Genomic DNA, 16,492 nt, shown 5'->3' on the forward strand with positions numbered 1-16,492 from the left:
CTTCACCGGCACGCAATGACAAGAGTAGCAGTAATGACAAATCCGTATTTTGAGACAGAAAATAACAAGACGCCCGCAGGATTGCAGGCAGGCTATTTTCAGTCTGCCGACGGATTTCAGCTGCGCTATGCCATTTGCCCCTATGCGGAAGATACACCGCGCAACGGCACTGTCATTTTACTCCACGGACGTAATGAAGCCTTTGAAAAATATTATGAAACAATCAGCGATCTGAACCGGCGCGGTTTTTGTGTTGCGACAATGGACTGGCGTGGTCAGGGCGGATCGTTCCGCATGCTCAAAGATGCTGCGCGTGGCTATGTCCGCAAATTCTCCGATTATCGCAGTGATTTCGAGATTTTTCTCAAGACCATCATCATGCCCGATTGCCCGCCGCCATTCTATATTTTAGCTCATTCTACCGGCGCGTTAATTACCTTGCAATCGCATGAAATGCTGCAGTCGCGCATCCGCCGCATGGTTCTGGTTTCCCCTTTTCTCGGGCTAGCGCGCAGTATATTCTCAGACCGCCAGCTACGGCCCCTTGCCTCATTGCTGGCATCATCCGGTTTTGGCAGCCGCTATGCAGGCAAAGTCCCTTTGCAACTGCCGCCGGAGAGTTTTGACGGCAACCCGCTTACGCACGATCAGACCCGTTATTTGCGCAATGCCGCAATCACACGCGATCATCCGCAACTGGGTATTGCTGGGCCGACAATCCGTTGGCTGGCACAAACACTCAATGCCATTCACAGTATCAACAATCAGCAATTTTATGAGAATTTTGCGATCCCGACGCTGTTTATCGTTCCCGGTGCCGACCGTGTTGTCGATGGTAAAGCAGCAATGCGCCTTGCTGAAAAATTACGCAGCGCGTCTCTGATTACCATTGACGGTGCGCGACATGAATTATTGCAGGAAAGCGATTTTTATCGGGAGCAGGTCTGGGCAGCATTTGATGCATTCATACCGGGATCAAACGCGCCGGAACAGAATACTGAACCGGCGCTGACAGAAGCATAGACCACATAATAATCAGGCATTGAGCAGTTTCAGAGCCTGTTCATGCAAAGCTGCCGAAGAAGCTGCTACAATATAGCCCCCCTTCTCCGCAGGCCCGCCATCGGCCTGCGTGATGACACCGCCCGCCTGTTCAATCACCGGAATTAGCCCCATAACATCATAAGGCTGCAAACCGCTCTCAATCACCAGATCGGCAAAACCGGAAGCCAGCATTGCATAGGCATAGCAATCCACACCATAACGGGACAAACGCACCTGTGCTTCCAGACGATCGAACGCTTCACGCTGCGTGTCTTTGAACAAAGCGGGAGACGTTGTGAAAACCGTTGCTTCCGACAAATCTGTGGTCTGGCGGGTTTTCAGCTGCACATGCCCGCCATTGCCTGCATATTCCGGCCCGCTCCAGAACGCACCATCGCCCAGCGCATAAAACATTTCGTTGGTGAACGGCTGAGACATCATGCCGATACGGGCATCGCCATCAACCATCAGGCCGACCAGCGTTCCCCAGACCGGCAATCCGGAGATAAAAGCACGGGTGCCGTCAATCGGATCAATTACCCAGATATGGCTGCTGTCGAGATTTTCGCCGCCAAATTCCTCTCCCAGAATTCCATGACCGGGGAAATGCTGATTAATCACTTTGCGAATGGCTTTTTCAGCCTCGCGATCCGCTTCGGTTACCGGATCAAAACCGACAGTATATTTATTATCGATTGCGATTTTTTGCCGGAATCGCGGCAGGGTTTGTTCGGACGCTGCAAGCGCAACCTCTTTCAAAAACGACGAATTCACCACGAAAATTCACTCCATTTCATAGCAGGATTTTAGCATTTCGACGAAATTTCGGCGATATATTTCATCAAAATGCTTGAGCTATAGCTTTTAGCCAAAACATTTTGATGAAATATATCAATAAGTTAATTTGATTGTAACTTCAGAAAATTCAGAATTTTCATAAAAATGTCTGATTTTTCCGAATTCCGAATTGACCGTAACTCACCGGCAAAATAAAATAGTTAACGGACAATATGTCTGTTTTCGCCCGCAAGGGCGTTTCCTCCCTAGATTTTGGACCGCACTTTTGTGCGGTCTTTTTTTATGCGTGTCTCATTCTGCAGCCTGCGGTTTCTGCAAAAACACATAATCCGGCAAGGCCGTCAGATCTGCCATAAATTGCGTCAGATCACGGCAAAGCCCCGCAAATGACGGCAGGTACTGAAGACTGTTTTCATTGACATAGAGTGCGCGGTTCACTTCAATTTGCAAAGCATGAAAATCACGATGCGGACGCCCGTAATGCTCGGTAATATAGCCACCGGCATAAGGCTTATTATGCGCAACATTATAACCCATATTTTGCAGCAGCTCGATTGCTGCCCAAGACAAAGCATCCGAACAGGAACGCCCGAAACGGTCACCGATAATGAAATCCGGTCGCCCTGCAACCCCGTTCTGACCGGCATGATCAGCCATGTCCATTCCGCTCGGCATAGAATGGCAATCCACCAGAACAGCATAGCCAAATTGTGCCCGTGTATCGCTCAGCAACTGTCCGAGCTGATGGTGATACGGCTTGTAGATCGTTTCTATCCGGTCGAGCGCCTCACATAATGGCAGTCTGGATTTATAAATATCCTGACCTTCCCCAACAATTTTAGCAATTGTGCCTAAGCCGCCTGCAACCCGTGTCGACCTGATATTCGCATAAGACGGCACAGGCTCGTTAAACATTTTCGGGTCGAGTTCGTAGGGCTCACGATTCACATCCAGATAAGCACGCGGGAAATGCGCACGCAGCAAAGGCGCCCCCAACGGTACAGCCATGGCGAATAATTCATCAACATAGCAGTCTTCTGACTGGCGGATATCATGAGGACTGAGACGGGACTGCTGCAGAAATGCCGGAGGATAATGACTTCCGCTATGCGGTGAATTAAAAACGAACGGGATACGCTGTTGTGCCGGAGCACAGACTTCAAAGGGAGTAATTGTCTGAAAATCCCGTTGCAGGCTCATTCTTCGCTTTCATATACTGCAAGGGCATTTGCCCGGATTATTTTGGCCCGAGAGCCGTTTATCCCTCAAGCCTAACTGATAATCAGGAAAAGCAAAGCCGGAATTGTCATATTTTCCAGAAAATACCGGCAGCAGGCGTTCAATTTATTATTTAAGAACAATTTCATACCACGACACATGACATTTTCTTGAACTGCCCTATATGTCATTTTTAAAGAAAATTTTGCCTGTTAAAACGCATGTACGATAAAACAACTTTACTGCCAGTCACGGAGACGCGGCAGATTAATAGGAATGATTCATCCGATATTTACCAAAGCAGCGTCTTATAGGATCAGATTGAATCGCTTTTCTTGCCATTTTGTCACCGCAATATCATGCTGGGGACACGCAGATAAAAAGCGTACAGACATTCGGACGGACCAATGAAAAGAATTCTGCTTGCTGAAGATGATAATGATATGCGCCGTTTTCTGGTGAAAGCACTGGAAAAAGCCGGTTATCATGTCACCCATTTCGACAATGGAGCCAGCGCCTATGAGCGTCTGCGCGAAGAGCCATTCTCTTTGCTGCTGACGGATATTGTTATGCCTGAAATGGACGGAATTGAACTGGCGCGCCGTGCGACCGAGATTGATCCTGACCTCAAAGTCATGTTCATCACCGGTTTTGCTGCCGTTGCCCTCAATCCCGACTCGAATGCACCGCGTGAAGCCAAAGTCCTTTCCAAGCCGTTTCATCTGCGCGATCTCGTGAATGAGATCGAGAAAATGTTGCTGGCAGCCTGATTGCAGGTCTCGGACTAAGCCTGTTGAAAAACAACAGGTAAAACAAAGTTTTTTCTCTTTATTCTTCAAAAGGGCATTGACGCGCGCGAACCAATATGGTGTATGCGCGTCATCGGATGGGCGTATAGCTCAGCGGGAGAGCACTACATTGACATTGTAGGGGTCACAGGTTCAATCCCTGTTACGCCCACCATCCGAACCTCAATAAATCAAAGACTTAAGCGCCATTTTATTAATCAATAAATAGCGATCTGTAGGTTCATTGAACCTAACAATAGTTTCCCCTTCATATTTGATCACATCAAAACAAATCAGCAATTTCAGATATTGACTCCTTGTCTACAAGAGAACATTTGTAGAACAGAATTGAAGTTTTAAAAATTAAATCTATTTTCGCGCACTCGTTTGCGCCACGGATTTGTTCTGCCATGCGCAAGCCAGAAACCATTGAACGCCTATACCTCGACTTTGACGGCTTCTTCGCCAGCGTTGAACAGCAATGCGACAAGCGTCTGCGCGGCAGACCAGTCGGCGGCAAGATCAGCTATGTGCGTATCCCCTCCGCGGAGGACTTCTATTAATGGGCAACTGGAAAACCAAATACAGGGTCAGTGATTTGTCCGACACGCAAAAGCTGGAAATGATCTGCAAGAAATGCAGCAGGCTTGTTTACATCAACAAGGCCACGATCTGCACAGCCAAAGGCCGTGAACAGCTTTATCTGGATGAGATTGAGAAACGCGCCCGATGCAAAGCGCGAGGCTGCAAAGGTCAGATGCGCATGGCCATGGTTCGGCTGGATGAAATGTCCGGCTTTACCGGAGGGTTAGCGTGACAATGAGGAGCATTCATTTGGAGGCAAGTCCATGTTACCCCACGGATGCCTTAATACACCACTCATAAAGGTACAATTTCATGAAATGCCTACGAATTTACGCCACGCCGGACGGAGAATCGCATTTTGATGAAGTCGAGTTACCGACCAGAAAAGTGTCTGTCCACCCTGACGCTACACCATTCGATGTAACCGCCAGCTATCCAGCATCGCAAGTACGAATTACTCACATTCCTGCTGGAATGAGAGAGGTGTCGTGGCACTGCGTACCAGCATCAATACTCACTGTTAGGCTCAACGGCTCGGTTGAGTACGAAACCAGCGATGGCCAAACACGGCATGTATCTGCCGGAAGCTTTGTGTTGGTAGAGGACACTCACGGTAAAGGACACCTGTCGCGCCACTCTCCTGAAGCCCAAACTGTTATCTGGATAACACTACCAAATGGTCTAGAACCACCAACGACATAACCACAACAAAGCAATCGCTGCGCCATCATTAGCAACACCATCACTGGTGCCGGCGCAGCTTCCTGTGTTCAAAAGGCATAATAGAATGAGCGATGATACCCCGCCATGGGAAAACAAACCGGCCAAACAAGAGGCCTTGTATATCCATTGGTGCATGCATGAAGGCTGCAAAGAATGGGGAGCTTTTGGATTTGCTGGCCGCTATGGGGTCGAATGGTTCTGCTTTGAACACAAAGACGATGGCGCAAAAACGCCGAAGTAATTATTCACCTTTGCTGCCCTTTATCCGCCTGCTGATAATCTCAAATACCGCGTCACTGATCCACATACCGCACACCCCAACAAGGAATGCTCCTGCGTGAATTGTGACGTTTGAACCATCATCAGGCGGCAGCGGAAAATGAATCGCATTGAGATAATGCACAAATGGGCTTGTGAGATATCCGGCCGCCAATGCCCCGCATACCGGCGATGCTATGGCCTCTCGGAACGTGTAGTTCTTATGAGACAGCGCCCGCAGCACTCCGCCAGCAAAGCCAGCAATTACAACAGAAACTTTGAGTCCGTATTGAGCCAAAGGGTCTTCCATCACCAGCACCCCTGCTTTTTGCCAAACTGATTGTGACCGGCAACACCTTTGCCTGCACTCTGGTCATTGCCAGCCAGATAAACAGCCGTTTCCGGTTTAAGGCTGATTTTCTGCCATCCCGCGCAATTGTTCGCACTGGTCTGACACCCCGCCAAGCTCACGGCAAAGGCTATAGCTATCCAAATTGTCGATTGTTTCATTGATCCCTGCCCTGTTCTGGATTGCCTGTGCCACGGCTTGAGCGGTTTTCAAGGCCGCATCTTGTTTGCCATCATGAATGCCGAGCGCATAAAAAAAGAGGCCTGAAACTGCCCCTCCGATGACCGCACCAGTGATGTGTTGAAGGCTGATCCTCATGCTGCCTGATCCTGCATTCGTCTGATGAGGAAGTATGCACCGGTGACAAATGCCCCAACCATGATGATTGCTAGCGCCCACTGCATGGGGCCGGTGCCGGAAGCCATGCCACCAAGACCGGATAAGAGACCACCGATTGATGCCCACGCCTCTGGTTTTTTCAGCGTTTCCGTGATTGACTGATCTTTGGGGTTGGCTTTAGCCGGTGCAGGTTCGTTGCTAATAGTTGGTAGAGAAGCGCGATTAATAGCGCGAGCTTGGCCTGTCACAAGTGCCACCCGCTTTTGCCAGCCCCGCCCGAATGTCGGCCATGTTTTAAGCGTCTTCATGAACCGGAGGCGCTCAGCAGCATAAGCGCCGATCAGATCGCCCTTATAGGCATTCACTGCCGCAACTGTCTGGCCGCCCACAATGCCGTCCGCAGTCACACCAACCACATGCTGAAGTGATTTAACCGCCTGTGCGGGACCGCTGTTCACGCCATAATCAAAGGCCATGAAGTCAATGCCAACCGGAAGCAGATCGCCGCCGGATTGCACCCAATAAGAGCGCCGGTAAATCTCGACGGCTTCTTCTTTGGTCAATGCTTTCACTTCCGCAGGTGTGACGCTGGACACGCTACGATGCGCCGCCAATGTCTTGTGCGTGATGCCATATTTTGTAGCCCCGCCTGGGTCTTTCGGATTATTCACATATCCGCCCTCATGACCAAACATCAGGTCAAGCGCGGTCGTTAAGGTCTCACGCATAGCGTTCCTTTCGGCAATAAAAAACCGCCTCAAGGGCGGTGCGAACAGTCAACGATAGAACAATCGTCAGGCGGTTAAAGCCTGCTGCCACATTGCATCAACCTGTTCCTGCGTTAACGACAGATGCGTGGCCACTTGGTTGAGCAAGGGGTGCAAGCGCCGGTACTCAGAAGCATCTTGCCATTCGATGATAGCTTCATCGCCCATTGCGAGAATAGCCGCATCAAGGTCAGAAAGACTGATGCCGTTGCGCACCAAAGTGAGGCGCAGCTGGCGCTTGCTGATTGGCGGCATCTGGGCGCGTTGTTCTTCAGGTGTTGGTTCAGGCGGCGGCACATATGGGGCGATTTCACCATGAAGACCATACAGCGCCTCGTCCCAAAGCTCACGGCCAAGCCGTGTGTCATAATTGCCTGTCACACACATTGGGTCTACGCCGCCGCGATGTGAGAATGTTACGTCTGCACCGAGCAAACTATGCTCAGCATTGAGCCAACGCAGGGCTACCACTTTAACAATATATGGCTCCATTACTGCACCCTCTTAAAGTTGCCTGCGTGATAACGAGAGATATGGCTCAGCGCCTCCCAAGAACCCCAGCCGGGGCCGTTGCTGGAATTCATGCGCATTGGTGTACCGTTACCATCCGAGAAATACACCATTTCTATTTGATCCCCTCCGACCCAAGTACCTGAAGGCAGGTCTGCGTGGTTAACACGCGCTAGGAGTGTAGACCCAATAGGAAATCGTTCTGCCAGAAGGTACGTGCGCGTCTGCCAGTTACCTTCCTGAACCGCCCAATCACGCGCTCGTTGCTCAATACGATTGTTAATGGCTTCAAAGGCATACCAGCTGCCCCAAGCCTCCCACTTGGCACCTCCAGAGTTTCCATCGTCGTAAAAGGCACCCCGTGTCATCTTCAATGCTGCTGGGATTTCAAGATCCCCGCTAATAGGGTTGAAAAACCAAGACCGGCCTAAATGACCATCAGCATTAACATGACTAATGCAGAACGTGTTGGCATTTGCATCCTGCCCGTTCAACACCCCCACAGACCAATGACCTACATACGCGTTGGCGCTGTTGTACGAAATCTTCACTACCGGAGCATACGAGCTTCCTGAGTGGTTAACCCATGACGTAAATGGAGCACCGCGTGTACGCATGCCATCAAATGACCCGCCGTGTGTGTTCGCAAAGAACGAACTAAGGCCAGCTGCAGTTGCTGCGGCTCCGTTTATCGTTCCGGTCATTTGCCCGCCGGAAAGATTAAGCTTACCGCCTATTGCATCTGCAATCGCACCAGTAGCAGCCATTTGCGCTTCTGTCTTATTGGCTACATTGCCGAGGCCAACATCAGCTTTATTTACAACAACATCACCGGTTTTCCCTGCAACAGTCCTGACCGTGTTGACCTGCGCCCCCGTTTCAATGCCGGTTAGTTTTGCTCGTTCTGCAGCAGTCATAATCTTTGCATTTGCGGCCTCATCCATATTGGCCATATCAAATGCATCTGTCAGTTTATTTTTGGGATCGTAAGTCAGGCGAAACATATCGCCACCACCAGACGGTACAACCCAATTACCGCCACGCGTCAATAATGCCCCGTTACTCGTTGAGCCTGTAGCATCAATGTCAGTGGTAGCCACCTTATCTTTTCGAGCCAAAGCTCCAAGGTCGGCAGGCTGCACAGCTGTATCCGCCAAAGCCAATGTTGCCAAAGCCGTTGATGATAATGACAAGGTGATATTCGCCGCCAGAGTGCCACCACCGACAAGACCTGATCCTGCCGAAACTGTGCGATCTGATTGAACAGCTGAATCTGCTCTTGCCAAAGATGCGATACTTTCCGCACTTAGAGACACCGTGCGATCCTGCGAAAGGTCACCGCCTCCGGATAATCCTGTGCCGGTCGCGATAGTGCGATTTGGTTGCACAGCAGTTGCGGCAAGATTTCCTTGTGCGATAGATGCAAACCGAGAAGAACCAAGCGTTTCAATGGCCTGCGCTGTTTTAAGCGGGGTCATAGCGACGGCATCGTTCAGGCCTTGTCGCGCCTGCGGTTCAGTTGCAATCGGGAGAGCAGCGGCGACCAATTGCCTAACCGTTGTCCGCCGCGTACTTGCTCGGTCAATAGCCACATTATCATCAGGCGATGGTGATGCGTCTGCCGGAAGGTCGTTAATTCTTACTCGTTCGTCAGCCATTATACACCTGTCCGAATGATATAATTAAGGATGATTGAAGGCTGCAGATTAGGGTGAGGCTGGTCTCCCCCCTTGTAGTTTGTTTCAAGAGAGTGGGTATGGATGCCAGCTTCATCCGTAATGGACTTGCTGTTTCCGCCTTTGCCGGATGGACGGTCGCCGCCATAATTTACGTCCGTTGCAGCCCCTGTATAATAATGCGCATGGCCACCAGACTGATTTGTATTGCCTTCGTGTCGGTGGCTCGGCAACTGATCAATTGTCAGCTTATGGCTTTCAGAGCCGCCATTTGCACCAAGGGCTTTACCATCCAAACCGCTACCAGCTGTTGTGATGCGGTTTGCTGCCGCGCCTCCCATGTCATCCTTGCCGACAACGCTACGACCGCGCAGATCGGGTAAATTGAAAGTAGTGCCGCCGTCGCCTGCGCCGTAGGTAGTTCCAATAACTGCAAAGAGCGCCGCATAGGTTGTTCTTGAAATGGCTTGACCAAAGCACAGCAACCAACCAGTGGGCGCGGCAGGGCCAGCAAAAGCCATAAGTGCACCGATGGGCATCGCCCCATCAAGAGTGCGCCGGTTTACAGCGTCACCCGCTGCTTTCGGGTCACCAATATTGGTAAGCCGGTATCCGCTCATTGACTGGTCAGCCAGCCACGGCGTGGAACCATTGCGCTTAATGGTTTCTGATAAGACCTGAGAGATATCCTCAAGCGGGATATTATGCTGTTCCGCAAGAACAGTTGTGCCTGTGATTGCTTTATACACCGGCGGCAATGTATGCCGGCCGTTTGCGTCTAAGGGCATTTCTGGCCTCCAAATAAAAAAGCCCCGCGAAAGCGAGGCTGTGGGGGAAATAGAAAAGGCGGCCTGTGCCGCCTTATTTTATGCTGCCTTTGGAAGGGGTTGCGTATCCGCGTTTTGCTCGTCTAATACGCTGTAAACTGTGGTTTTAACTGTACCAACCATAGCCTTTAACTGACCAGCAGCGAATAAGAGACAGTCTATATCTTCGGCAGATAGGTAATAATAATCTTTAGAGCCTGTTAAGCCTTGGTGGCTTCGCTCAAAGTGACGATGAAGCCTGTCCAGCAAAATTGAAGCCATACTATGTGCATTGCAGGCCGGTGATTCCAGATCAAAGATAGTGGTCATACCTCACCCTCCTCAATGTAATGGCTGTTCGATAAGCTCAGCCAGTTTGACCAAACCTTTAGCTGTTACCAAAACACGGGTAGAAACGCGCTCTTGGCCGATATCATCCATATAAATATGGTCATCATGCTCAAGAAGCAAAGATTTACGCTTGTCATCATAGGCCAGCCAGTTCTTGTTGCCTGCACGTTTGAAAATCCAACGGCGCGACGACATAAAGTCGAAAAGCCATTTACGCTGAACACCAAGAGTTTTAGCGGCATCGCTGATGCACATAGACCCTTTTGCACCTTCAAGGCGGGTGAGTGTCTTGGAACGCCCTTCAAGAGCCCGAACTTGCCCCTGCAAATGTCCAATAACGCCAAGCACTACGGCTGGACTGGAAAAATCAAGGGGTTTCGCTTTCTCAAGCGATACCTCTTCAAGCTCCATCCAGCGATCAATAATCCGCTTACGGAGCTTTACATTATAGCCAGCCACAAGAGTCAGCGTCAGATCTTTAGGAAGACAATACTCCTTCTGATCCCTGTTCCTGCTGTCTTTATAGATAAGCTCAAAAGTGAGCGCATTGATTTCAAGGCCGGTGCACATTGCCTCAATGTCACGTTTGACATTTTTATGATCCTTTTCACAAAGGGCAGCAATTTCGCGGCTCGACATGGTGAGCGATGCGCCTTGCGACGACTGAATTGCAATTCGACTGAGATTTGTGTTAAGTTCCATTTTGAAATCCTTGTAGTGGTTTTTCAATAAGGGTGAAGCTGGTTGTCTAGGCCGTAGCTTCGCCCTTTTTTGTTTCTTTGTTCATGCGATCCATTCTTTCTTGAATGGCTATTAATATCTCTGATGATTGCGACCTCATATTTTGGGCTGCTTGGATTGCGAGCCAGCGCTTCATTTCTAGCGGGATAGCAACTTTAAATTGTTTTCTTTCGTCCATATTTTATCTCTTCATGCACCTAATAGGTTCAATGTACCTAATAGGTTCAATTGCGTCAAGTACCTTTTTGGTTTATTCAACCGATATGGCAACACCTAAGCAAACAGACCCGCAGTTTAAGCTCCGCATGACTCCTGCAATCAAGGATGCCATTGAAGCTGCCGCATCCACAAATAAGCGTTCTATGAATGCTGAGATACTTGCGCGGCTTGAAGCTTCTTTCGAAGACAACCAAACGACATCAGAAGCCCCTGATACTGCACAAATTAAAGCAATGTTGGAATCTGCAGCTAAGGTTGCGGCCAAAGAGGCTGCCAAAGAGGTGGCTGATTTATTGCGAGGCCGCTTAGAAAGCTTAGATATAAAGGTACAAAGGGGCATCGATGGCCGTATTAAAAACAGAGACACAGAGCTAAAGCGGAGGAAAGGTGAATGAGAGGATCAGCTATTCTAGCATTAACGGCGCTGCTTTCTGCTTGCCAGTCCACCCCAAACCAGCCGACGAAAGAAGATCAGTCGCCACCACGTACGCGGGATGAGTTTTGTGCAAAAGCAGGCGCATTCTTAAATGACCAATGGGCTAGTGATTGGCAAAAAATGGCCATGTATGAAAGAATGCGCAATGCTGGGTGCATGAATTGAGCCAAATCGACCACGACCCGAATGAAAAACAGCCGTTTTTTAGCGCAAATGCCAAGCCGTTTTTCATTCAGATGGCAGTTGTAATTTTTTGCGTTGTTCTTCTCGCCTCACCAATTCGAAGCTGGATTGGTGAGATTTTATGCTCAGGATTAAATTTTTGTTCTAGTGAGCAGCAACAACGCCTGAGCGCACCAACGCATCAGCAATAGCTTTTCTTCCTGCGGAGAGTTGCGCCATTGGAAGCTTTCCGCCAGAGGCAATAACCGCCTCTGCCAATCTGGCATTACTTCCAGATAATGCTTCGGCTCCACGCTTTGCGATCATACCGACACCAGCAAGAGGCAAAGTCGCGCCGCCTGTTGCGCTTCCCCCAAGGAGATGCAGCAAAAGAGTGAGGCCGTTCCCTTCAGGAGATAGCTTTCCTGCCAATCTCAGTAAGCCCTGCCCTTTAGTGCCAATCACAGCCTTCTTAACCGCTTCTAACTCTTGCGGATTAAAGCCGCGCTTTAGTTTGTCGGTGTTAAGTATTTTCCGAAGTTCTTGGCGGGTAGCATTCTCAATATTTCCGCCCGATCCGGTTGGGGCTGCGCGCAGGCCTGCCCGCTCCATAAGATTATTTACTGTTTCCAGTTTTCGCGCCTGCCCGTAAAGCCCTCTTGCTTCCTTCAAAGCCTCAGATGCCACAGCACTATTTCCTGTAAGAACCTCACCCGACTGCGGGTTCATTGCAAGTCCGTCGAGTGCATCAGCAATTTTGGCAGTGAGCGCATTATTGGACTTATTACCTACCTGATATGCATTACCAGCAATCTTACGCGCTGTATCCAATCCCTTGAGGGTTACATCGCTACCCACAAGACGATTAACCTCATTCAACGCTACCTTAGCACCTGACTGTAACTCGGGATGATAACCAAAGTCTGCGAAATCCTTCACAAGGGCATCGCGTATACGCTCAATTCCCTGTTTGGAGTAAACGACGCCTGCGTCATCTGCTCGCTGATATGCCGCTGCGGCTGCGCTCTTTAGATCATCCGCAGTCGGCAATGCTGATTGATTTATACCTTTTGCGCCGATACGAGCGATCGCACCTGTAAGTCCACCCAAAGCGCCGCCGAAGCCAGCGCCAGTTGCCGCATTCCAGATGCGGTCATTTAAACCCTGCCCCTCACCCGCCCCGTATAGCCCGCCCCAAATAGCACCCTCAGCAGCGCCACGACCACCCAGAGAAGCAAGGGTCGGCTTTGCACCATTGAGTAGGGTTAAGCCACCTTTAGCAGCAACGCCGCCAACACCAAGGCCGCCAGCAACACCTCCAACTGTCGAAGCAATTGGTGAGCGCTCATTGCGTCGCCTTTGAAGTTCAGCTTCCAGCTCCATAGAGCGGTTGTACTCACGACCAATATCAAACCCATCGCCTTTAAGCGCGCTAATGCCTGCCTTAAACGGAGCCATTGCGCCAGACACGATTTCATCCCCAAATGGGATGCCAGTGAGAATGCTATCCGTTGCATCAGAAAATGCACCCGTGCCACGCCATCCCTCGATCTTATCTGCCTCAGCGGCGGCAGACCAGCTGTCCGATGAAGTCGGCGCTACTTTGGTCTGCGTCCCGCCGAGAGAGCCAGCAATTTCGTTGACCGTAGCTTCTTGCTGCTCTGGTGATAATTGCAAAAAACTATCGTCAACTTTGACGCGCTGACCATTGATATTAAGTGTCGCCATTATGGTTCAATGCTCCATTGAACACCTGATGAGGTGCGGTTGCCACTTTGCGCGCCAATGTCTTTTGACGATTTCCTGAACCCTTCGAGCGGGTTTTTCAGGCTCTTAATAAGCTCTCGACCCTGCGCCGCCGTAATCTCACGATTAGCAACTCGGTCTGCGATGTCGCCCATTTGTATCTGATACTGAGTAATGCCGGTCATGGTATCGAGGATGAGATTGTTACCATCAGGGGTGTTGATGATGCGCGGCAATGATTGTTTGAAAAGCGCAAGATCAGCATCAGACATAGGGCCTGATCCGGGTTGGCGCTGTTGCGGAACAAGCTCATTGATTAATGCCTGTGACGCTTGCAGATCATCTAGATCATCAGTTTTGATGCCGTACTCACCAGCTGCCAATTTAAGGGCTGCTGCTGCACCAGTTGGAGACGCAGCCATTAAGCCACGCAAGCGATCAATCTGAGCAAGTTTTGAACGCGCCTGAACGCCTGTATCAGAAAGCGATGAAAACGTTTCAGCGTTCTTTTTGTCGAGCGCTTCATAGAATTTATCACCTTCACCAACTGAAACATTGGTACTGCTGGCCCCTGCCTTTTTAACCATCTGTTGATACTGATCAAAAGTACCGACGAAGCCGTTCTGACGCGCGTATTCATAGTTCTGAATGTCGCTTGTTGGCTTAGTCTGTTCTGGGAAATTAGCAATCACCTGACCAGTATCTGCATCAACGAGATTACCGTTGATGTTGGTTGTATTTCTTTTGGCGGGCATATTCAGATCACGTTGCAACTTCTGCATTTGCATCTGGCGCATAGGATCAGAATTTTGCAACTGCTGTTGCAGCGCCATATTGATCATGCCCTGCTGACTATCGTTCAGGAATGGATCAGAAGCGGCTGCCATAAGCGCTTGTAGTTGATTGCCACCCTGTTGCGGTGCCATTGCAGCATAACTGCCCATCGCCGGTGCATCAGGGAAATAACCTTGTCCTGCTGGAGCCTGTTGCAGTGCTGTTCCTGCCGGAGCCAAAGCGCCGCCAAACATCGCGTCATGCTGCTGGATAGCGCTATCGGAAAACTGCGACTGCGGCGCTTGCGGCAATGCGCCAGTCGGCATTGGATCGGGCTGTTGCATTGCCTGCGGCTGTACTGGCTGGGCTTCCGGCGCACCGTTAAAGCGGGAATTAAACTGGTCTTGCGAAATTCCCTGCGACTCTGGTGGCGCGATCATATTAATCGCATCTGCGGCTGTACTTGGAGCCGTGTTCGCCACCTGCCCATATCGCGCTGCACGAGCCGCCCTGTGTTCTTCAGCTGGGCGTAGGAAATTATTGACGATTGCCTGCGCTGCGCTCCCTGTGTCTGGGGAGGCGAGAATTTTATCAAAAGCCGCCTTTTCAGTCGTGCGCCCTTCCTGCATTAGAAAATCTAGCTGGGCGTTCGTATCAGATGGCGCAACCCCGCGTTGTGCGGCAAACGCCTCATATTCACGTCGACGAGGCCCTGTAAGCTGGTAAAGCCCGTATCCGCCACGGGAACCAGCAACAACAGGATTACGTTCATTAATTGCCGGATTGAGACCGCTCTCATCCTGAAAATTCAGCACAAACGCATCGGCAACATGCTCCGGCAATCCGCGATCAACAAGACCTTGACGAATTTCAGGGGCTTTAGGGATGCTCACCGGTGTATTGGTGGCCGCCGCGCTTGTTGGAGAAGAACCAGCTGCCACACTGGAAGGATAAGCCGCTTGTCCGCCTGACAGGATTTTTGCCAGATCAAGTGAGTTAAACTTATTGGTTGCGCCCTCGACACCTGCCTGTTCAGCGGCGTCAGCGCGACCTTGTTTGATGTTACCGACAAGAGCGTTCGCCATACGAGCAGCGCCTTGTGTCCAATGACCAACTGGCGATGTATCAACGCCGGAAGCAATCATAGCCTCGGCAATCTTGCGCTCACGGGCGATCTGATCTGGTGTTTTCTTCTGCCCACCAGAACCCCACACGAAATAATCCTGCAAAGCCATTAGTGAACCTTTCCGTAGTCAACCATCAGGTAGCCGCTTTCATGCATCACGGCAGCATCAGGCACTTCCTGAGCCATAACCCCCATATACACCACATCACTGCCGATATACTTGAACGTATAAATTGGGGTGCCGCCATCCGTTGCGCCCACCCGTTTAATATCAGTCTTCAATCGCATGTCTGAGAATGGCAAAGCACTGATTAAAGCCCCGCCCAAGCCAAACAGTCCGCCCATTTTGGATTGGTGCTGCTGCATTTCTGATTGATATTTCTGATTGACCAAACCTGTGTAATCCACACCACCAACGCTTGTCTGCGGAGTGCCTCCCGACATCTGCGCCGGATTAGATACCTGCGAACCAGAGAGGAGTGCTGTAATCTCGTTAATAGGCTGGTTGCGCTGTGCCAGAGCCTCACTGAATGCCTGACCGCGACCTGTGAGCATCAGATTATTGTATGCATCATTCTTGGACTGACCAAGACGCGCCATTTCAGTATCCCAAGCGGCAGTGCCTTCACGAATGCCTTTATTTGCAAGCGTAGTGCGCAGCTTGTCCTCATCCTGCGCAAAGCGAGGATCAAGGCGCTGAGCACCCAAATCATAAGCCCAATTGGCTGCATCCTGATTGTTAAACTCAAACGGCTTATTGAGGTATTCCTTGAGTTTAGCAGACTGTTCATTCGCAAGACCGGCCAGATTGCTCTCAGCAGCCTGAGACTGTTCAAAGATTTTCTGCTGCTCAGGAGAAAGGTTCGTTGTCTGTGTATAGGTTGGTGTCTCAACCCATTTCCCGAAGGAATCCTGAAAGCGATTGGTGCCGGTCTGCTTGTAATCAACAGTTCCCCAAGGATTGACCTGATTGACCATATTCAGATTCTGCTGCGTAATCGCCGTATCACGGTTTGCACCGGCCTGCGCCTGTGCAGTCTGTACCGGATCGGGAGCTTTAGGGGCTTTTTTACCGA

General features: G+C 50.4%; 22 protein-coding genes and 1 tRNA gene. 9 read left to right on the forward strand and 14 right to left on the reverse strand.

The window, feature by feature from the left end; all coding sequences use genetic code 11:
• Window positions 1-33: 33 nt before the first annotated feature.
• The gene (locus HBA93_RS06105) at window positions 34-1,023 is read left to right on the forward strand and encodes an alpha/beta fold hydrolase (protein WP_221722684.1); all 990 of its coding nucleotides are present in this window, start codon (window positions 34-36) and stop codon (window positions 1,021-1,023) included.
• A 12-nt stretch (window positions 1,024-1,035) separates the two neighbouring features.
• Here HBA93_RS06105 and hisN read toward each other — a convergent pair whose 3' ends face one another.
• Together hisN and HBA93_RS06115 are read right to left on the reverse strand one after the other, a co-directional pair.
• Complete coding sequence (hisN, locus tag HBA93_RS06110; RefSeq protein WP_502910057.1) at window positions 1,036-1,827, reverse strand: histidinol-phosphatase; 792 nt, start codon at window positions 1,825-1,827, stop codon at window positions 1,036-1,038.
• A 306-nt stretch (window positions 1,828-2,133) separates the two neighbouring features.
• Window positions 2,134-3,042, reverse strand: a complete 909-nt coding sequence (locus tag HBA93_RS06115; RefSeq protein WP_221722686.1) for an N-formylglutamate amidohydrolase — start codon at window positions 3,040-3,042, stop codon at window positions 2,134-2,136.
• Window positions 3,043-3,467: 425 nt separating this feature from the next.
• Between HBA93_RS06115 and cpdR the strand changes: the two genes are divergently transcribed.
• From cpdR to HBA93_RS06140, 6 genes are all read left to right on the forward strand, one after another.
• Entirely contained in the window at window positions 3,468-3,830 is a 363-nt protein-coding gene (gene cpdR / locus HBA93_RS06120; RefSeq protein ID WP_022709690.1) for a cell cycle two-component system response regulator CpdR, read from the forward strand.
• Between the two features lie 118 nt (window positions 3,831-3,948).
• Window positions 3,949-4,023: transfer RNA gene (locus HBA93_RS06125), tRNA-Val, on the forward strand.
• Window positions 4,024-4,258: 235 nt separating this feature from the next.
• On the forward strand, window positions 4,259-4,411 hold the full coding sequence (locus HBA93_RS06130) for a hypothetical protein (RefSeq protein WP_221722877.1): 153 nt from the start codon (window positions 4,259-4,261) through the stop codon (window positions 4,409-4,411).
• Window positions 4,411-4,665, forward strand: coding sequence for a hypothetical protein (locus tag HBA93_RS06135; RefSeq protein WP_122093786.1), 255 nt, complete (start codon window positions 4,411-4,413; stop codon window positions 4,663-4,665). Before HBA93_RS06130 ends, HBA93_RS06135 begins: the two co-directional genes overlap by 1 nt.
• A gap of 80 nt (window positions 4,666-4,745) precedes the next feature.
• A complete protein-coding gene (locus HBA93_RS24490) occupies window positions 4,746-5,135 on the forward strand; it encodes a cupin domain-containing protein (RefSeq protein WP_353619324.1) in 390 nt (129 codons plus the stop codon).
• A gap of 85 nt (window positions 5,136-5,220) precedes the next feature.
• Complete coding sequence (locus HBA93_RS06140) at window positions 5,221-5,397, forward strand: hypothetical protein (RefSeq protein WP_221722687.1); 177 nt, start codon at window positions 5,221-5,223, stop codon at window positions 5,395-5,397.
• Here the strand turns inward: HBA93_RS06140 and HBA93_RS06145 are convergent, their stop codons facing one another.
• The 9 genes from HBA93_RS06145 to HBA93_RS24495 form a co-directional block, all read right to left on the reverse strand.
• Window positions 5,398-5,724, reverse strand: a complete 327-nt coding sequence (locus HBA93_RS06145; protein WP_221722688.1) for a hypothetical protein — start codon at window positions 5,722-5,724, stop codon at window positions 5,398-5,400.
• 96 nt (window positions 5,725-5,820) lie between these two features.
• The gene (locus HBA93_RS06150) at window positions 5,821-6,081 is read right to left on the reverse strand and encodes a hypothetical protein (RefSeq protein ID WP_221722689.1); all 261 of its coding nucleotides are present in this window, start codon (window positions 6,079-6,081) and stop codon (window positions 5,821-5,823) included.
• On the reverse strand, window positions 6,078-6,830 hold the full coding sequence (locus HBA93_RS06155; RefSeq protein WP_286201778.1) for a glycoside hydrolase family 108 protein: 753 nt from the start codon (window positions 6,828-6,830) through the stop codon (window positions 6,078-6,080). The genes HBA93_RS06150 and HBA93_RS06155 overlap by 4 nt, the downstream gene beginning before the upstream one ends.
• A 66-nt stretch (window positions 6,831-6,896) precedes the next feature.
• Window positions 6,897-7,361 (reverse strand): hypothetical protein, encoded by a 465-nt coding sequence (locus HBA93_RS06160; RefSeq protein WP_221722690.1) that lies wholly within the window; start codon window positions 7,359-7,361, stop codon window positions 6,897-6,899.
• Window positions 7,361-9,037, reverse strand: a complete 1,677-nt coding sequence (locus tag HBA93_RS06165; protein ID WP_221722691.1) for a hypothetical protein — start codon at window positions 9,035-9,037, stop codon at window positions 7,361-7,363. Before HBA93_RS06165 ends, HBA93_RS06160 begins: the two co-directional genes overlap by 1 nt.
• Window positions 9,037-9,843, reverse strand: a complete 807-nt coding sequence (locus HBA93_RS06170; protein ID WP_221722692.1) for a phage tail protein — start codon at window positions 9,841-9,843, stop codon at window positions 9,037-9,039. The genes HBA93_RS06165 and HBA93_RS06170 overlap by 1 nt, the downstream gene beginning before the upstream one ends.
• Before the next feature lie 78 nt (window positions 9,844-9,921).
• Window positions 9,922-10,191: a hypothetical protein gene (locus HBA93_RS06175; RefSeq protein WP_221722693.1), complete on the reverse strand. Its 270-nt coding sequence runs from the start codon at window positions 10,189-10,191 to the stop codon at window positions 9,922-9,924.
• A 12-nt stretch (window positions 10,192-10,203) separates the two neighbouring features.
• A complete protein-coding gene (locus HBA93_RS06180; protein WP_221722694.1) occupies window positions 10,204-10,914 on the reverse strand; it encodes a phage regulatory protein/antirepressor Ant in 711 nt (236 codons plus the stop codon).
• 46 nt (window positions 10,915-10,960) lie between these two features.
• A complete protein-coding gene (locus HBA93_RS24495; protein ID WP_353619329.1) occupies window positions 10,961-11,071 on the reverse strand; it encodes a hypothetical protein in 111 nt (36 codons plus the stop codon).
• Here HBA93_RS24495 and HBA93_RS24115 point away from each other — a divergent pair.
• Both HBA93_RS24115 and HBA93_RS06195 read left to right on the forward strand, forming a co-directional pair.
• Entirely contained in the window at window positions 11,019-11,567 is a 549-nt protein-coding gene (locus HBA93_RS24115; RefSeq protein ID WP_286201779.1) for an Arc family DNA-binding protein, read from the forward strand. The two genes, HBA93_RS24495 and HBA93_RS24115, sit on opposite strands and share 53 nt — an antisense overlap.
• Window positions 11,564-11,773, forward strand: coding sequence for a hypothetical protein (locus tag HBA93_RS06195; protein WP_221722696.1), 210 nt, complete (start codon window positions 11,564-11,566; stop codon window positions 11,771-11,773). The genes HBA93_RS24115 and HBA93_RS06195 overlap by 4 nt, the downstream gene beginning before the upstream one ends.
• Before the next feature lie 162 nt (window positions 11,774-11,935).
• On the opposite strand, the gene HBA93_RS06200 is transcribed toward HBA93_RS06195, so the two are convergent.
• Genes HBA93_RS06200 through HBA93_RS06210 form a run of 3 tightly spaced genes read right to left on the reverse strand, consistent with a single transcriptional unit; the run spans window position 11,936 to window position 16,394 of the window.
• Window positions 11,936-13,498, reverse strand: a complete 1,563-nt coding sequence (locus HBA93_RS06200; RefSeq protein WP_221722697.1) for a hypothetical protein — start codon at window positions 13,496-13,498, stop codon at window positions 11,936-11,938.
• Complete coding sequence (locus HBA93_RS06205; RefSeq protein ID WP_286201780.1) at window positions 13,498-15,525, reverse strand: phage tail tip lysozyme; 2,028 nt, start codon at window positions 15,523-15,525, stop codon at window positions 13,498-13,500. Before HBA93_RS06205 ends, HBA93_RS06200 begins: the two co-directional genes overlap by 1 nt.
• Complete coding sequence (locus HBA93_RS06210) at window positions 15,525-16,394, reverse strand: tail fiber domain-containing protein (protein WP_286201781.1); 870 nt, start codon at window positions 16,392-16,394, stop codon at window positions 15,525-15,527. Before HBA93_RS06210 ends, HBA93_RS06205 begins: the two co-directional genes overlap by 1 nt.
• Window positions 16,395-16,492: the final 98 nt, after the last annotated feature.

Source organism: Ochrobactrum sp. SFR4 (genome assembly GCF_019730395.1).
Classification (GTDB): Bacteria; Pseudomonadota; Alphaproteobacteria; order Rhizobiales; family Rhizobiaceae; genus Pseudochrobactrum.

What these genes read in the sequence shown, in the direction of transcription:
- HBA93_RS06165 (WP_221722691.1), bottom strand. Translation starts at nt 9,037, where the DNA reads ATGGCTGACGAACGAGTAAGAATTAACGACCTTCCGGCAGACGCATCA.
- HBA93_RS06175 (WP_221722693.1), bottom strand. Translation starts at nt 10,191, where the DNA reads ATGACCACTATCTTTGATCTGGAATCACCGGCCTGCAATGCACATAGT.
- HBA93_RS24490 (WP_353619324.1), top strand. Translation starts at nt 4,746, where the DNA reads ATGAAATGCCTACGAATTTACGCCACGCCGGACGGAGAATCGCATTTT.
- HBA93_RS06135 (WP_122093786.1), top strand. Translation starts at nt 4,411, where the DNA reads ATGGGCAACTGGAAAACCAAATACAGGGTCAGTGATTTGTCCGACACG.
- HBA93_RS06200 (WP_221722697.1), bottom strand. Translation starts at nt 13,498, where the DNA reads ATGGCGACACTTAATATCAATGGTCAGCGCGTCAAAGTTGACGATAGT.
- HBA93_RS06130 (WP_221722877.1), top strand. Translation starts at nt 4,259, where the DNA reads ATGCGCAAGCCAGAAACCATTGAACGCCTATACCTCGACTTTGACGGC.
- HBA93_RS06170 (WP_221722692.1), bottom strand. Translation starts at nt 9,843, where the DNA reads ATGCCCTTAGACGCAAACGGCCGGCATACATTGCCGCCGGTGTATAAA.
- HBA93_RS06155 (WP_286201778.1), bottom strand. Translation starts at nt 6,830, where the DNA reads ATGCGTGAGACCTTAACGACCGCGCTTGACCTGATGTTTGGTCATGAG.
- HBA93_RS06195 (WP_221722696.1), top strand. Translation starts at nt 11,564, where the DNA reads ATGAGAGGATCAGCTATTCTAGCATTAACGGCGCTGCTTTCTGCTTGC.
- HBA93_RS06150 (WP_221722689.1), bottom strand. Translation starts at nt 6,081, where the DNA reads ATGAGGATCAGCCTTCAACACATCACTGGTGCGGTCATCGGAGGGGCA.
- HBA93_RS06210 (WP_286201781.1), bottom strand. Translation starts at nt 16,394, where the DNA reads ATGGTCAATCAGGTCAATCCTTGGGGAACTGTTGATTACAAGCAGACC.
- HBA93_RS06140 (WP_221722687.1), top strand. Translation starts at nt 5,221, where the DNA reads ATGAGCGATGATACCCCGCCATGGGAAAACAAACCGGCCAAACAAGAG.
- HBA93_RS24115 (WP_286201779.1), top strand. Translation starts at nt 11,019, where the DNA reads ATGGCTATTAATATCTCTGATGATTGCGACCTCATATTTTGGGCTGCT.
- HBA93_RS06160 (WP_221722690.1), bottom strand. Translation starts at nt 7,361, where the DNA reads ATGGAGCCATATATTGTTAAAGTGGTAGCCCTGCGTTGGCTCAATGCT.
- cpdR (WP_022709690.1), top strand. Translation starts at nt 3,468, where the DNA reads ATGAAAAGAATTCTGCTTGCTGAAGATGATAATGATATGCGCCGTTTT.
- HBA93_RS06180 (WP_221722694.1), bottom strand. Translation starts at nt 10,914, where the DNA reads ATGGAACTTAACACAAATCTCAGTCGAATTGCAATTCAGTCGTCGCAA.
- HBA93_RS06145 (WP_221722688.1), bottom strand. Translation starts at nt 5,724, where the DNA reads ATGGAAGACCCTTTGGCTCAATACGGACTCAAAGTTTCTGTTGTAATT.
- HBA93_RS06205 (WP_286201780.1), bottom strand. Translation starts at nt 15,525, where the DNA reads ATGGCTTTGCAGGATTATTTCGTGTGGGGTTCTGGTGGGCAGAAGAAA.
- HBA93_RS06115 (WP_221722686.1), bottom strand. Translation starts at nt 3,042, where the DNA reads ATGAGCCTGCAACGGGATTTTCAGACAATTACTCCCTTTGAAGTCTGT.
- HBA93_RS06105 (WP_221722684.1), top strand. Translation starts at nt 34, where the DNA reads ATGACAAATCCGTATTTTGAGACAGAAAATAACAAGACGCCCGCAGGA.